General features: G+C 61.7%; 13 protein-coding genes. 8 read left to right on the forward strand and 5 right to left on the reverse strand.

Annotated features, from left to right (window positions below; all coding sequences use genetic code 11):
- The 3 genes from K359_RS0143260 to K359_RS55345 all read right to left on the reverse strand — a co-directional run.
- Positions 1–244: IS5/IS1182 family transposase (locus tag K359_RS0143260; RefSeq protein ID WP_029084693.1), on the reverse strand; the 244-nt coding region annotated here is incomplete at its 3' end.
- Between the two features lie 274 nt (positions 245–518).
- Complete coding sequence (locus K359_RS0143265) at positions 519–938, reverse strand: hypothetical protein (protein ID WP_156929013.1); 420 nt, start codon at positions 936–938, stop codon at positions 519–521.
- Between the two features lie 7 nt (positions 939–945).
- Positions 946–1,971, reverse strand: coding sequence for a GlxA family transcriptional regulator (locus K359_RS55345; protein WP_051346756.1), 1,026 nt, complete (start codon positions 1,969–1,971; stop codon positions 946–948).
- A 114-nt stretch (positions 1,972–2,085) separates the two neighbouring features.
- Here K359_RS55345 and K359_RS55350 point away from each other — a divergent pair, with 114 nt between their 5' ends.
- The 3 genes from K359_RS55350 (at position 2,086) to K359_RS0143280 (ending at position 5,333) form a co-directional block, all read left to right on the forward strand.
- On the forward strand, positions 2,086–3,405 hold the full coding sequence (locus K359_RS55350; protein WP_245284905.1) for a GMC family oxidoreductase: 1,320 nt from the start codon (positions 2,086–2,088) through the stop codon (positions 3,403–3,405).
- Complete coding sequence (locus K359_RS65185; RefSeq protein ID WP_245284906.1) at positions 3,396–3,803, forward strand: GMC oxidoreductase; 408 nt, start codon at positions 3,396–3,398, stop codon at positions 3,801–3,803. The genes K359_RS55350 and K359_RS65185 overlap by 10 nt, the downstream gene beginning before the upstream one ends.
- Positions 3,804–3,920: 117 nt before the next feature.
- Positions 3,921–5,333 carry an aldehyde dehydrogenase family protein gene (locus tag K359_RS0143280; protein WP_029084695.1) on the forward strand — a complete coding sequence of 471 codons (1,413 nt, stop codon included), beginning with the start codon at positions 3,921–3,923 and terminating at the stop codon, positions 5,331–5,333.
- Positions 5,334–5,830: 497 nt separating this feature from the next.
- Here K359_RS0143280 and K359_RS0143285 read toward each other — a convergent pair whose 3' ends face one another.
- Positions 5,831–6,769, reverse strand: a complete 939-nt coding sequence (locus K359_RS0143285; RefSeq protein ID WP_029084696.1) for a LysR family transcriptional regulator — start codon at positions 6,767–6,769, stop codon at positions 5,831–5,833.
- Between the two features lie 178 nt (positions 6,770–6,947).
- On the opposite strand from K359_RS0143285, the gene K359_RS0143290 reads away from it, so the two are divergent.
- From K359_RS0143290 to K359_RS0143305, 4 genes are read left to right on the forward strand one after another with little or no spacing between them, the layout of a single operon-like run.
- Positions 6,948–7,439: a MarR family winged helix-turn-helix transcriptional regulator gene (locus K359_RS0143290; protein ID WP_051346757.1), complete on the forward strand. Its 492-nt coding sequence runs from the start codon at positions 6,948–6,950 to the stop codon at positions 7,437–7,439.
- 3 nt (positions 7,440–7,442) lie between these two features.
- Complete coding sequence (locus tag K359_RS0143295; protein ID WP_084518756.1) at positions 7,443–8,708, forward strand: HlyD family secretion protein; 1,266 nt, start codon at positions 7,443–7,445, stop codon at positions 8,706–8,708.
- The gene (locus tag K359_RS0143300) at positions 8,705–10,249 is read left to right on the forward strand and encodes a DHA2 family efflux MFS transporter permease subunit (protein WP_371261252.1); all 1,545 of its coding nucleotides are present in this window, start codon (positions 8,705–8,707) and stop codon (positions 10,247–10,249) included. Before K359_RS0143295 ends, K359_RS0143300 begins: the two co-directional genes overlap by 4 nt.
- 57 nt (positions 10,250–10,306) lie before the next feature.
- Positions 10,307–10,534: a hypothetical protein gene (locus tag K359_RS0143305; RefSeq protein WP_029084700.1), complete on the forward strand. Its 228-nt coding sequence runs from the start codon at positions 10,307–10,309 to the stop codon at positions 10,532–10,534.
- A 117-nt stretch (positions 10,535–10,651) separates the two neighbouring features.
- Here K359_RS0143305 and K359_RS0143310 read toward each other — a convergent pair whose 3' ends face one another.
- Positions 10,652–12,067 carry an aldehyde dehydrogenase family protein gene (locus tag K359_RS0143310; RefSeq protein WP_029084701.1) on the reverse strand — a complete coding sequence of 472 codons (1,416 nt, stop codon included), beginning with the start codon at positions 12,065–12,067 and terminating at the stop codon, positions 10,652–10,654.
- A gap of 100 nt (positions 12,068–12,167) precedes the next feature.
- Here K359_RS0143310 and K359_RS0143315 point away from each other — a divergent pair, with 100 nt between their 5' ends.
- A complete protein-coding gene (locus tag K359_RS0143315; RefSeq protein WP_029084702.1) occupies positions 12,168–13,055 on the forward strand; it encodes a LysR family transcriptional regulator in 888 nt (295 codons plus the stop codon).
- Positions 13,056–13,401: the final 346 nt, after the last annotated feature.

The following is a 13,401-nucleotide window of genomic DNA, read 5'->3' on the forward strand; positions in this document are numbered from 1 at the left end:
CCTCGCATAACCGCCGTTCGGAACGAATGCCGTAGCAGTAGCCAACCAGCAGCATCCGCACGAGCAGTTCGGGATCAATCGAAGGCCGGCCAGTCGAGCCGTAAAATGGAGCCAAGTGGCTCCGAACCTCTGACAAATCGACGAACCGGTCGATCGCCCTCAGCGAGTGAGCGGCCGGAACATGTCGTTCAAGTGAGAACTCGTAGAACAGCGCCGCCTGATCGACTTGCCGCGGACCCATCATCGATTCAAGTCTCCCGCCCACACCGACAGAATGAATCAGTGATCTCCTTCGGACTCAACGGTCGAGTTTTTCAACACAATAGGCGCAAAGCGGACACTTAGAGATCGGCGCACTTCCGCTAAGTGCCAGAATCGGAAGTCGCGGTTCATAGTTCAAGTCATAGCGCAAAGGCTCTCAGAGCCGCATCAACACGATTTTGCGGCGCTATTACGAGATCCATCGGAAGGCCGGTTAGTCATTGCATACGAGGACGCTTTGGCAGAGATCGAGCTGGCTAGTTCGTTCTCAGCGGCCAACGCCGGGCCGCCAACCAGCCCGCCAGAGGCGCGCCAAATGCCAGGCACCATGTGAATTGCGCAACGGGTGCGGCGACACAGGCGACACCCGTCCCGACCAAGAACACGAAGACGGGAAAGATCGCGGTTGCCAGCAACTCGGGATCGCCGCGCCCTCGCAGCGCGAGAAGCCAGAGCGGCGCGTTCAGCGTTGCGACGAAAGTCAGATAAACCCTATTGGCTTTGAGGTGGATATCAACGGCCGAGATGGCAAATTTCACGCCGCGGCGAGAATTTCGGACCTGGTTAGATTTTGAGTTTTTCAACACAATCGGCGCAAAGCGGTCGTCCGGCAAAGAGACGATGTCGGCAAGTGCCAAACAGGCGTCTTCGTTGACCGGGCATCGTTCAACGGTCAACTGCGCCTCAAACCTCCTCGCATGCACTCGCCGTGGCAGCTATTGAGCGGGTTGAGAACCGGCGCCGATAGTCGCGCGGCGATATCGCCAAATGGCGTTGGAACGTGATGCGCATCCGTTCTTCATCGCCAAAACCGCAGCTGCGGGCGATGCGGTCGACACCTTGCTCGGTTTCTTCCAGCAGGCGTCGGGCGGCTTCCAGCCGGAACAGTTCGACTGCTTTGGCCGGAGTGCGACCGGTCTTTGCCTTGTAGCTTCGCGCGAAGTTTCGCGAACTCATGCCCACCTGTTCGGCGAGCAGATCGACATTCAGCCGTTCGTCGCCGAGATTGCTCGAGATCCAGACATGGAGGTTCTCGAAAGCCGTCGAGGCCGACGTCTGGGATTGCAGGAGCTCGCTGAACTGCGACTGACCGCCCGGCCGCTTCATGTAGATCACCAGCTGCCGGGCAACCTGCATGGCGATATCGCGACCGCAATCCGCCTGGACGAGAGCCAGCGAGAGGTCAATGCCGGCGCTGACCCCCGCCGACGTCCAGATCGGACCGTCCGCAACGAAAATCGCGTCGGGTTCGACGGTCAGCTTCTCGTAGCGCTGATTCAGCAGGTCGCACGAGGCCCAATGGGTTGTGGCGCGACGGCCGTCCAGCAGGCCGGCCTCGGCCAACAGGAAGGCTCCGGCACAGACCGAGGCGGTTCGCCGCGCCTTCGACGAATGGGCTGCCAGCCAGCGCACCAGGCGACCATCGGCAAGCGTAGGCTCCATTTCCAGCGCACCTGGAACCACGATGGTGTCGATCGCCTCATTTTCGAACTGCGATATCGGCGCCGTCTCGATCGTCACCCCCTCGGCCGTCAGGATCGGTCCGCCGTCGAGGCTGACGGTGTGGCGCGCATAGCCGTGCCGGCCTTGCTGCTCCATGAACTTCGACGCTGACCAGAACACGGTGAGCGGACCCGTGAGGTCGAGCAGCCCCATCCCTTCGAAAGCCACGAAAAGCACAGGGCGCGCGAGCGGATCGTCGTTGGTCATCTTTGGCCGAAAATTAGGGGTTTATGTCATTTAAGACAATCTATCCCGCGCCTAACGTCGGCTTGTCAATCACACGGGCGGGCGGAACCCGCCCAGCTCGCCGGGAGACAGGCCATGTTTGATACTTCCTCTGCTTCGAAGGGCGTGAAGTTCGCACTGCTGAAAGGGCAATTGCTCGCACGCGAGATCGATCGCACGACGTTCGTCGATCGGGCCGCAAAGCTGGGCCTCTCCGCCGCCGCCGTCGGTGACGCCGCTGAGAAGTTCGAGGCGATAGCCGCCAACCAGGTGGTTCGCCGCGCCAATCTGCGAGCAACCTACGATTACATCGTGATCGGATCCGGCGCTTCCGGCTCAGTTGTGGCGCGTCGCTTGGCAGAGAACCGCGATGCGCAGGTTTTGCTGCTCGAGGCAGGCGGCGATGATCTGAAACCCGGCATCCTCATCACCGAGACCTGGTTTTTCAACCAAGGCGGCGAGTTCGATTGGAACTTCGGCGCAGAGCGCAACCCAGGCGTGAACAATCGATCGATCGTTCAGGCCATGGGCAAGGCCCTCGGCGGTGGCACCAGCATCAACGCCATGGTCTGGGCCCGCGGTCACAAGAACGATTTCGATTTCTGGGCCAGGCAGGCTGGCGACGACGCCTGGAGCTACCTGCATATCCTCGACATCTACAGGCGGATCGAGGACTGGCATGGCGCCCCCGATCCTGAGCGACGCGGTAGCGGCGGCGAGGTCTTTGTGCAGCCCGCCCCCAATCCTGCTTCGATCGCGCCGGCCTTTCTCAAGGCCGCCGCGTCGCTTGGCATCCCCACCTTCGCGGACCAGAACGGGGTGATGCAGGAAGGTGCGGGCGGCGCAGCGATCACCAACGTTCGCATCCGCGATGGTCGAAGGCTGAACGGTCCGGCGAGCTATTTGTACCCGGTCATGGACCAGCCCAATCTGACCCTGCTGACCGGTGCTCATGTCAATCGCCTTACCCTGGAAGGCGGCACCATCACTGGCGTGGAATTCGAGTGGCGGGGCAGGACCCGTGCGATCAAGTCCTCCAGCGAAGTCGTGCTGTCGGCGGGCGCCATTCAAACCCCGAAGCTGCTGATGCTGTCGGGCATCGGCGACCGCGCCGAACTCGATCGTCTCGGTATCTCCACGGTTTCCCATCTGCCCGGCGTTGGCCAGAACCTCCAGGATCACCCGATCATCGGCGGCGGCCTCTGGGAGGCGCCAGGACCGGTCCCATCCACAATAATGCAGCCGAGGCCAACCTCTTTACCAGGAGCCGTCCGGAACTCGACACGCCGGACCTGCACATTTGGCACATCGAGGCGCCTTACCTGTCCGAGGTCACGGGTCGCCATGCCGTCGAGAACGTATGGTCGATCAGCCCCGGGCTGGCTCGTCCGGAAAGTCGCGGCTCCTTGCGGCTGAAGTCGGCTGATCCGCATGAGGCGCCCGAGATTCACGCCAACATGCTGAGTGATCCACGCGATCTCGCGGCCCTGCGCCGGGGCATGGAGATTGCTCGCGCCCTCGGCAACTCCGAGGCGATGAAGCCCTTCGTCAAGCGCGAGATCCTGCCCGGCCCGTTGGCCGGCGAGGCGCTCGACAACCTGATCCGGGACGGCGCGATGTCGATGCATCACCCGACCTGCACTGCAAAAATGGGTCGGGACGATCTCTCCGTCGTGGACGCCGAGCTGCGGGTCTACGGGGTGAACAATCTCCGCATTGCCGACGGCTCGATCATGCCACGCGTCACCACGGGCAACACCCAGGCGCCCTGCGTGATCATCGGCGAGCGCATGGCCGAGATCCTGACGGCTTGAGCACTGCGCGAAGCGTCGTCGCTGCGGCGGCGCTTCGAACTTTTTCAGAAATCCGTGAAGGCAGACGCGCCTGGAATGGTTCTCGGCGGTCCCTGCCGTGAATTGGAGAATGGACAGATGAGCGACCACAAGCTTTTGATCGATGGCAAGTTGGTGTCCGGCGCACTGGCGCTGAATGTGATCAATCCGGCGACGGAGGACGTGGTTGCCGTGGCGCCGAGGGCAGACCGCGCGCAACTCGAGCAGGCCGTCGCCGCGGCCAAGACGGCCTTTCCGCGGTGGTCAGCGACGCCGGTGCGGGACCGCGGCGCGCTGCTGGCGAGGCTCGCTGATGCAGTTGAAGCGCGTCAGGCCGAGTTTGCGGAAACCCTGACCGCGGAAAATGGCAAGCCGATCGCGCAGGCGGTATCCGAAATGGCGGCCGTCGTGGCCACAATGCGATATTATGCTGGTCTCGACCTCGCGCCTCGGATCCTCAAGGAGGATGCGTCCCAGAAGATCATCGAACAACCCGTGCCGCTCGGCGTGATCGCCGCGATATCGGCGTGGAACGTGCCGATGATCCTTCTGGCCGCGAAGATCGCGCCGGCGCTGCTTGCCGGCAACACCGTTATCGCCAAGCCGGCGGCGACAACCCCGCTGGCGGCGCTTAAACTGGGTGAGCTGTGCTCTGACATTCTGCCCGCCGGGGTGATCAACGTCATTGTCGACGCCAACGATCTTGGCGAAGCGCTCACCAGCCATCCGGACGTCGCCAAGGTCGCATTCACGGGCTCGACTGCGACCGGCAGGAAAGTCATGGAAAGCGCGGGCGGCACGCTCAAGCGCCTCACGCTGGAGCTCGGCGGCAACGACGCCGCCATTGTGCTCGACGATGTCGATCCGAAGGAGATAGCGCCCGAGCTGTTCGCCGGCGCGACCTTCAATTCCGGCCAAGGCTGCGTCGTGATCAAACGCCTCTACGTTCATGATTCGCAATATGACGAATTCTGCGAGGAACTCGGGCGGCTGGCCCGTGAGGCTGTCGTCGATGATGGCGCCAGGCCTGGAGCCCAGATAGGGCCGCTGCAGAACAAGGCCCATTTCGAACGGGTTAAGGGTTTCCTGAACGAAGCCAAAGAGGACGGCGTTATCGTTGCGGGCGGCAATGTTGTGCCGCGCAAGGGCTATTTCGTAGAGCCGACGATTGTTCGCGACATCGGCGACGATACGCGATTGGTCAGGGAAGAGCAGTTCGGCCCGATTCTGCCTGTGCTGCGCTATACCAAGGTCGACGACGCCATCGCTCGCGCGAATGCTACGGAGTTCGGCCTCGGCGGCAGCGTCTGGTCGAAGAATCCCGAGCGGGCCTTCGCCGTGGCCTCGCAAATCAATTCGGGCACGGTCTGGATCAACAGACATCTCAACCTGCAGCCCGACATTCCCTTCAGGGGTGACAAGCAGTCCGGCATCGGAGCCGAACTGGGTCGCGCCGGCCTGGAGGCATATACTCAGCCCAGGATCATCAACATGGCCAAGCAGCAGGCCTGATGCGCATCCCGCTGTCTTCGCGCCGGCGGGCCAAGCTGAGCTTGGCCCGCGCCGCCGTCTTGAATCCGCGTGATCATTCCTGAGTTTCGCTCAGCAGAGAATGCAACAGACGCAGGATTGTTGTTTGCACCCTTCGGCGTAGCTCTGGGCGCGACGGCCAAAGCTCGGTGGAGCAATCAGGTAAAGCGAGCCCATGGAGCGGGGAACACCAAATGAGCTTGTGCCTTGCGCTGCTTCTCGGGGTCATCGCGATCAACTGGTGGCAGGGCTGGAAGCCCTTCAAACATCCGCTCCAGATGCCGGGAAATGTGCGGCTAACACGCCTTTCTGCCCTTCACAGCCAGCGCCGGCGATCGAGCCGCCGATCGGTCGTCGATGCTCGAGAGCCGCCGAGCACATCCCCCTCGGCGGCTCTCACCAACAGCCGGGGATAGGACTTCAGGCGCGAAGAGTTGCGGGCATTTACAATGCTGAACTTTCTACGCCCGTCGAAGCGCTCAGATTTTCGTGAATGGATTCTTGAGCAAACTCTTGCCCTGCTCCGAGCGGGCGGTGCGGATCAAGTCGATGAGGGCGCGTAACGTGGCCGGAACCTGTCGGTGCCCCGGATAATACAGGAACAATCCTTCGAAGGTCGGCGACCAGTCCTCCAGCACCCGGACCAGTTGCCCTGAGCGCAGGAACGGTTCGGCGAGCGCCTCGATGGTGTATGCGATGCCCAGCCCGTCAACCGCCGCGCGTACTGCGAGACCGGGGTCGTTGACCATCACTCGCCCGCCTGCCGAAATCCGGCGTGACTGGCGATTGCGCTCGAACGGCCAAATAAAAACGGCGCCGTCACCTGCCACGCGAAATTGAATGCAGCTGTGCTGGGCGAGATCATCGGGCGCGCGCGGCGGCCGCCGCCGCGCAAAGTAAGTCGGCGCCCCAACGACCGCCACCTTCATCGGGCCCATCACCCGAACGGCGATCATATTGGCCGGTACCCGCTCGCGCGGCGCAATCCCGGCGTCGAATCCCTTCGCCACGAGGTCGATCGGCGCCTCGCCCACCGCGAGCTCCAGATGGACTTCCGGGTACGTCGACAGGAAGCGTTCCCAGATCGGTGCGATGACCGCCGACGCGGCCAGGTGCCGCGCATAGATCCGCAGCCGCCCCATGGGCCGCTGCCGCGTCTCGTTCAATTCCTCGATCGCGCCGGCGATCTGATGGATTGCCGGCCGCAATTGATCGAGCAACCGCAAGCCGGCGTCCGTCACCGATACGCTGCGCGTCGTGCGATTCAGCAAGCGTACCCCGAGACGCTCCTCAAGCTGCCGCATCGAATGGCTGAGGGCCGATGGTGTAACTCCGAGCTGCGATGCCGCGGCTCGAAAGCTTAGGCGATCGGCAACAGCGACGAACGCTGTCAGATCGGTCAGGTTGCCGCGATCCATTGCTGAGTTCCTCTCAACACCGAATGCAATAATACGGCATTTTCATTTGCAGCATTCGCCAACATTCTAAGCGTCGCTGACAGATCATCGCACCTCGAAAACGACAGACTTCCCAAATGCGTGATGAGAGCCTGAATCGTTGGAAAGATACGATACCAAGCTTATCATAAGCAAGCTTATGAATAAGACCGCCGTTACGAACGGAACCGCTGTGGAATCGAATGCGCCTACACTTGGATTTCTGCTGCACGAGGTCGCGCGATTGCTGCGGAAACGCTTTGAGCAGAACGCGCGAGACTCAGGCCTGACGCGGTCGCAATGGCAGGTGCTGGCCTATCTGGCGAACAACGAAGGCATCAACCAAAGCGGCTTGGCTGACCTGTTGGAAATCGAGCCGATCACGCTTGGCCGCATCATCGACAAGCTTCAGACGCGGGGTTTGATCGAGCGGCGGCCGGATCCCTCAGACCGGCGGGCCTGGCTCCTTCACCTGACGTCCGCCGCCCGTCCAAAGCTGTCGCAGCTACGCAGGCTCGGCGAGGTCACCCGCGGGGAAGCGCTGGCCGAAGTTCCGGAAGCCGACACCGAGCGTCTGGTGAAGACACTGCAGACACTGAAAGCAAATCTGACGGACGCTTGCGATGCGCAGGTTGCGGAACAAAGAGAGTAAACCATGGCTAATCTGAAAGGGATCAATCCCGCCAATTCCGGGGATGCAAACGCGCGCGCCATTGAGGCGAATGTCCATCGGCTCGACCGCAATCCGTCGATTGCAAACGAACGGCCTGGCACGGCGGAAGCGGAGATGCCGCGCCCGGAAGATCGCAAGTGCGAAGCCTTGCCGCACGGAGAACCGCATGGCCGCCAGGTCGCGGCGAACGCCCCGGCTCCCAGGAGATCAATGCGGCGCCCGCTGCTGTTTGTATTGCTGCCGGTGGTACTTGTCGTGGGCGGCTACTCTTATGTGACCGGAGGCGCCGTGATGTCGACGGATAATGCGTATGTCCAGGCCGACATGGTCGGGTTGTCGACCGACGTCGCCGGCATCGTCACGCAGGTCCTGATTCACGACAATCAGAAGGTCGCCAGGGGCGACGTGCTGTTCAAGCTGGACCCTTTGCAGTTTCGACTGGCGCTGGATCGCGCCGAGGCTCAGATCGGAAATACGCGAAATGATCTCGTCGCGCTGCAAGCCAGCTACCGCAACATGCAGGCCCAGGTCGAACAGGCGCAGAAGGATGTCGACTTCAACATGGTCAACTTCCAGCGCCAAGAGCAGTTGATTGCCAACAACTTTACGCCAAAGGCCACCTTCGACGCCGCCCGCAACACCCTGCAAGGGTCGCAGCAGAAGCTGTCCTCGTTGCAACAGCAGCTGACCGGCATCGCCGCCAACCTGAATGGCGACCCCGATGCGCCGATCGAAAGCCATCCCAGATACAAGGATGCCGTGGCCACGCGTGATGAGGCTGCGCGTCAACTCGCCCACACCATCGTGCGAGCCCCCTTCGCCGGCATCGTGACCAATGTGCCGTCGCTGCAACCGGGCCAGTATCTCGCTGCGGCAGCCGTCGCATTCAACATCGTCTCGACGGACCACGTCTGGGTTCAGGCGAGCCCGAAGGAGACCGAACTGACCTACGTCAAGCCCGAACAGAAGGTCACGGTCGACGTCGATACCTATCCGGGCGAGCGATGGGCCGGAACGGTCGACAGCATAAGTCCGGCATCCGCCTCGAGCTTCTCGTTGCTGCCGGCCGAGAATACCAGCGGCAATTGGGTCAAGGTCGTGCAGCGTATTCCGATGCGCATCCTCGTCAACAATGCACCCGGCAAGCCGCCGCTGCGCGTCGGCATGAGCGTGGAGGTGAATGTCGACACCGGACATGCCCGGGGATTTCCCAGTTTCATCACCGGTCTCTTTGGATCGGGAAGCTGAACATGGCTGATGCCGCTGCAAATACCCAGCCGATCAACCGGCCCGCGGTTACGCTGTGTGTCATCCTTGCCGTCATCATGCAGGCGCTGGACACGACGATCGCCAACGTCGCGCTGCCCTATATGCAGGGCAGCGTGTCGGCAAGCGCGGATCAGATCAACTGGGTTCTGACCTCCTATATCGTGGCCGCGGCCATCATGACCCCGCCATCGGGGTTTCTTGCCAACAGGCTCGGTCGCAAACGCATCTTGATGGTAGCCGTCGTCGGCTTCGTGGTTGCATCCGTGTTGTGCGGCATTGCGCAATCGCTGGTCCAGATCGTGGCGTTCCGGTTGCTGCAAGGATTCTTCGGCGCAGCGCTGGTTCCGCTCGGCCAGTCCGTTCTGCTCGACATCTACAGCGTCGAGGAACGCGGATCTGCCATGGCCGTATTCGGCATATCGGTGATGGTGGGACCGGTGCTCGGGCCGGTGATCGGCGGCTGGCTGACCGATCACTACAGTTGGCGATGGGTATTTTATATCAACGTGCCCTTGGGCGTGCTCGCCTTCGGCGGCATATCGTTCTTTCTAAGGGAGACCAACACCAGCGCGGCAGCGAAGCTCGACTGGCTCGGATTTGGCAGCTTGAGCCTCGCTATTGCCGCCATGCAGGTGTTTCTGGACCGGGGTGCGCAACTCGACTGGTTCTCTTCCTTCGAAATTCTGATCGAGGCGGTCGTCTGCGCATCGGCGCTTTACATCTTCCTCGTTCACACCTTTACCGCGAAGAATTCCTTCGTGAATCCGAGGCTGTTTCTCGATCGGAATTTCTCGGTCGGAGTGCTGTTCATCTTCATCGTCGGGATAACCTATCTGGCGTCGCTGGCGTTGCTGACGCCCTATTTGCAGACCTTGATGGGCTATCCCGTGGTGACCGCAGGAATCGTCATGGGTCCGCGCGGTCTCGGCACGATGACTTGTATGTTCCTGGTCGGGCGGCTGATCGGGCGGATCGATACGAGACTGTTGCTCATGATCGGCCTGCTGCTGACCGCCTGGGCGATGTACGACATGACCGGATGGAATCCGAACGTCTCGCAGTGGACGATCGCCGTGACCGGCTTCATCCAAGGCGCGGGACTTGGATTCCTGTTCGTCCCGCTCACCACCGTGACGTTTGCCACGCTCGCACCCGAACAGCGCGCCGATGGCACTGGTCTCTACAACCTGTCGCGAAACGTCGGCTCCAGCGTCGGAATATCGGTGGTCTCCTATCTGCTGACCCGAAACAATCAGGTCAATCACGCGACTATCGCAGGCCATGTCACGGCCTTCAATCACGCCTTCGACAACAGCATCGTGCGGCAGGCTATGAGTCCGTGGACCGCAAGCGGCCGTGCGGCGCTCGATCAGCTCATACAAACGCAGGCTTCCATCATCAGCTACATCGACGATTTCAAATTGATGATGATCCTTTCGCTCGCGGCCATTCCCCTCGTGCTGCTCCTGCGGAGCGCCCCAACCTCTGGCGAAAACGACCATGCGATGGTGATGGAATGAACGGCATTCCCCACTCCTTGGGCATTGGAATTACGTAAATCGGAAGGAGCAATCACAATGCATAGATTCGTCTTGGCACTCATCCTGCTGTCTGTTCCGGTTTCGACGAGCGCCCTTGCGCATAGCGGCACAGAGCAGGACGAGAAGGCTTGCGCACCGGACGTGCAGCGTCTTTGCCGCAAGCTGGTGAATCAAGGCGATTTTACCATTCTGGCCTGCCTCAAGGAAAACCGTCCAAAGCTCTCTGCTGCGTGCCGGCACGTGCTGGTCAGCCACGGGCAATGACTGTCGGCTTTCCATTCTTCGGCGGATTCCCATCGCTCAATTAGGGCTTTGGCGATCTGGAATCCGGTGATCAGGATTTCGCTGTTCTATGAGCTCACTTCAGCGGCATGCTCCGGGTCACGTGGCCATCAGCAGGGATTTCGGCTCGAGAAACGCCTCCAGCCCGAAGTCGCCGTACTCGCGGCCGATGCCGGATTGCTTGAAACCGCCAAAGGGCGCCATCGGCTCGTGGGCCAGCGTGTTGATCAGCACGCGACCGGCAAGGATCCGGTCGGCTACCCGTCGCGCACGGGCCATGTCGCCGGACTGGACATAGGCCTGCAGGCCATAGACCGTGTCGTTGGCGATGGCGATCGCCTCTTCCTCGTCCGCATAGGGAATGATCGACAGCACCGGTCCGAAGATCTCCTCGCGCGCAATGGTCATGTCATTGCGCACATTGGTGAACAGCGTCGGCCGTACGAACCAGCCGTCGAGCCCGTCCGGCCTGCCTTCGCCGCCGGCAAGCAGCGTGCCCTCATCGATACCGATACGGATATAACGTTGAACGCGATCCCATTGCTTCTGGCTGACCATCGGGCCGACCGTCGTTGAGGGATCGCGCGGATCGCCGGTTTTGACCTGTCCGATCGCCGTCTTCGCAAGCTCTTCCACCTCGCCGAGCCGGCTCCGTGGCACGAGGATGCGCGTGCCGGCGATGCAAGCCTGTCCGCTGTTCATGAGGCCCGCACCGAGCGCCAACGGAATCGCCTTCGCCAGATCGGCATCGTCAAGAATGACTGTGGGAGATTTTCCGCCAAGTTCGAGCGTGATCCTTTTCATCGTCTCCGCTCCGGCGCGCAGGATCGCCTTGCCGACGGCGGTCGAGCCAGTGAAGGAGATCTTCGCGACATCGGGATGGCTGGTGATCTCGGTGCCCACCAACTCGCCCCGGCCGGTGACGATGTTGAACACGCCGGCCGGCAGTCCGGCCTCATGCAGGGCTTCGGTGACCACTTGCGTCTGGATCGCGCTCATCTCGCTCGGCTTGACGACCGCCGTGCAGCCGGCCGCGATGGCGGCGGCGAGCTTGCCGCAAATGAAGCCGGCATCACTGTTCCACGGCGTGATGAGGCCGGCGACTCCCAAGGGCTCCATCACCACCTCGGCCGCGCCGACGCGTCGCGTAAAGCGATAATCCTCCAGAACTCGCGCCATATCGAGCAGGACGTCTGCCGGATGGTCGGCCATGAAGCCGGCACGCGAGGTGGGGGCGCCATATTCTTCGACGATGGCGTCCAGCAGTTCCGCCCGGCGCGCCTTCACCGTGGCGTGCATCCGCCGAAGCAGGGCGATGCGTTCGGCCTTGCTCGTGCGCGAGAAGGCCAGGAAGGCGCGCTTCGCGGCAGCGATAGCGGTGCGCGCGTCCTCCTCGTCAGCGAGGCGCACCCGGCCGATGACCTGCGCCGTCGCTGGATTGTGCAGGTCGAACAGCTCGGTCCCACGCGGGGTGACGAAGCTGCCGTCGATATAGATCTTGTCGATGAGGTGCATGGTTCTCTCCTGGAGACGATGGATGAAATCCGAGATAGGCCGCTGTTGTTGGTCCGATAAGGCGTATAATTCTGCATGAGGTAGTGCAGGAATCCGGACAATGCGGTCATCGGGACTCATCGAACTTGATGCGGTGCTGGCAGTGGCCCGCCACCGGGGCTTTCGCCCGGCTGCGATCGAACTCGGCATGTCGCGCTCGGCGCTAAGCCATGCCATCGCCACGCTGGAGGCGAAACTCGGCGTCCGCCTGTTCCACCGAACGACGCGAAGCGTCTCGCTGACCGAGGCCGGCGAGCAGTTCGTTTCCGGCGTTGCTCCAGCGCTTGGCCAGATCAGAGAAGCGATGGAGCGGGCGGGAAGTCATCGCGAGACGACGGCAGGCACGCTGCGCATCAACACGTCAGCGGGCGCGGCGCGGCAGATGGAGCCAATCGTGTTCGAGTATCTGCGCCGATATCCCGACATGACGGTCGACATCGTCACCGAAGGACGACTGGTCGACATTGTTGTCGATGGGTTCGACGCCGGTGTGCGGCTCGCTGAACTGGTGCCGCGGGACATGATCTCCGTGCCGCTGGGGCCCGACCAACGTTTCGCGGTCGTTGGATCGCCCGCCTATTTCAAGCGGCATCCAAAACCACGCACGCCTGCCGATCTCTCCCGGCATCGCTGTATCCGCAGCCGACTGCCGAGCGGAGGCATCGATCGTTGGGAATTCGAGCGCCACGGCGAAACACTGGGGATCGACGGTGAAGGACCGCTGATCCTCGACGAGCCCAATCTAATGCTGGCGGCGGTGCGGGCCGGGTTCGGCCTCGCCTATCTCAGCGAATGGAACGTCGCGGGCGACCTCGCGGCCGGCTCGCTTGTTCGCGTGCTGGACGAATGGACACCGCCCTTTCCAGGCCTGTCTCTCTACTATCCAGGACGTCGGCACGTGCCCGCCGGGTTGCGCGCCATGATCGACCTGATCCGAGAAAGGCGTTGATGTAATAATGTATTGTCGTTGCGCGACGCCTGATCAAAGGGAAATTTCACCGGGAATCATATTGCAATTTTCATATGCACATGGGCTCGCAATTTATCCTGAATAGTGCACTCCTTCGGTCAGACGAGCGCACGCAATCGGCTTCTGTTCCTGTAGCCGTCCAAGCTATCCCGTCCGTCAATATCGGCTCGCAACAAGGCACACATCGGTCTCGCGTAAGCGAGCCAACCATCCCTGATCGGGATTATCCATACCGGCACCCGACTGAACTAATCTTCTGCGACCAACTCACTCAGGCGGGAGTTTTGTCGGAAATATCTGGAACATTCCTGGCTATCCGATCCGC

Source organism: Bradyrhizobium sp. th-b2 (assembly GCF_000426785.1).
Lineage (GTDB): Bacteria > Pseudomonadota > Alphaproteobacteria > Rhizobiales > Xanthobacteraceae > Bradyrhizobium > Bradyrhizobium septentrionale.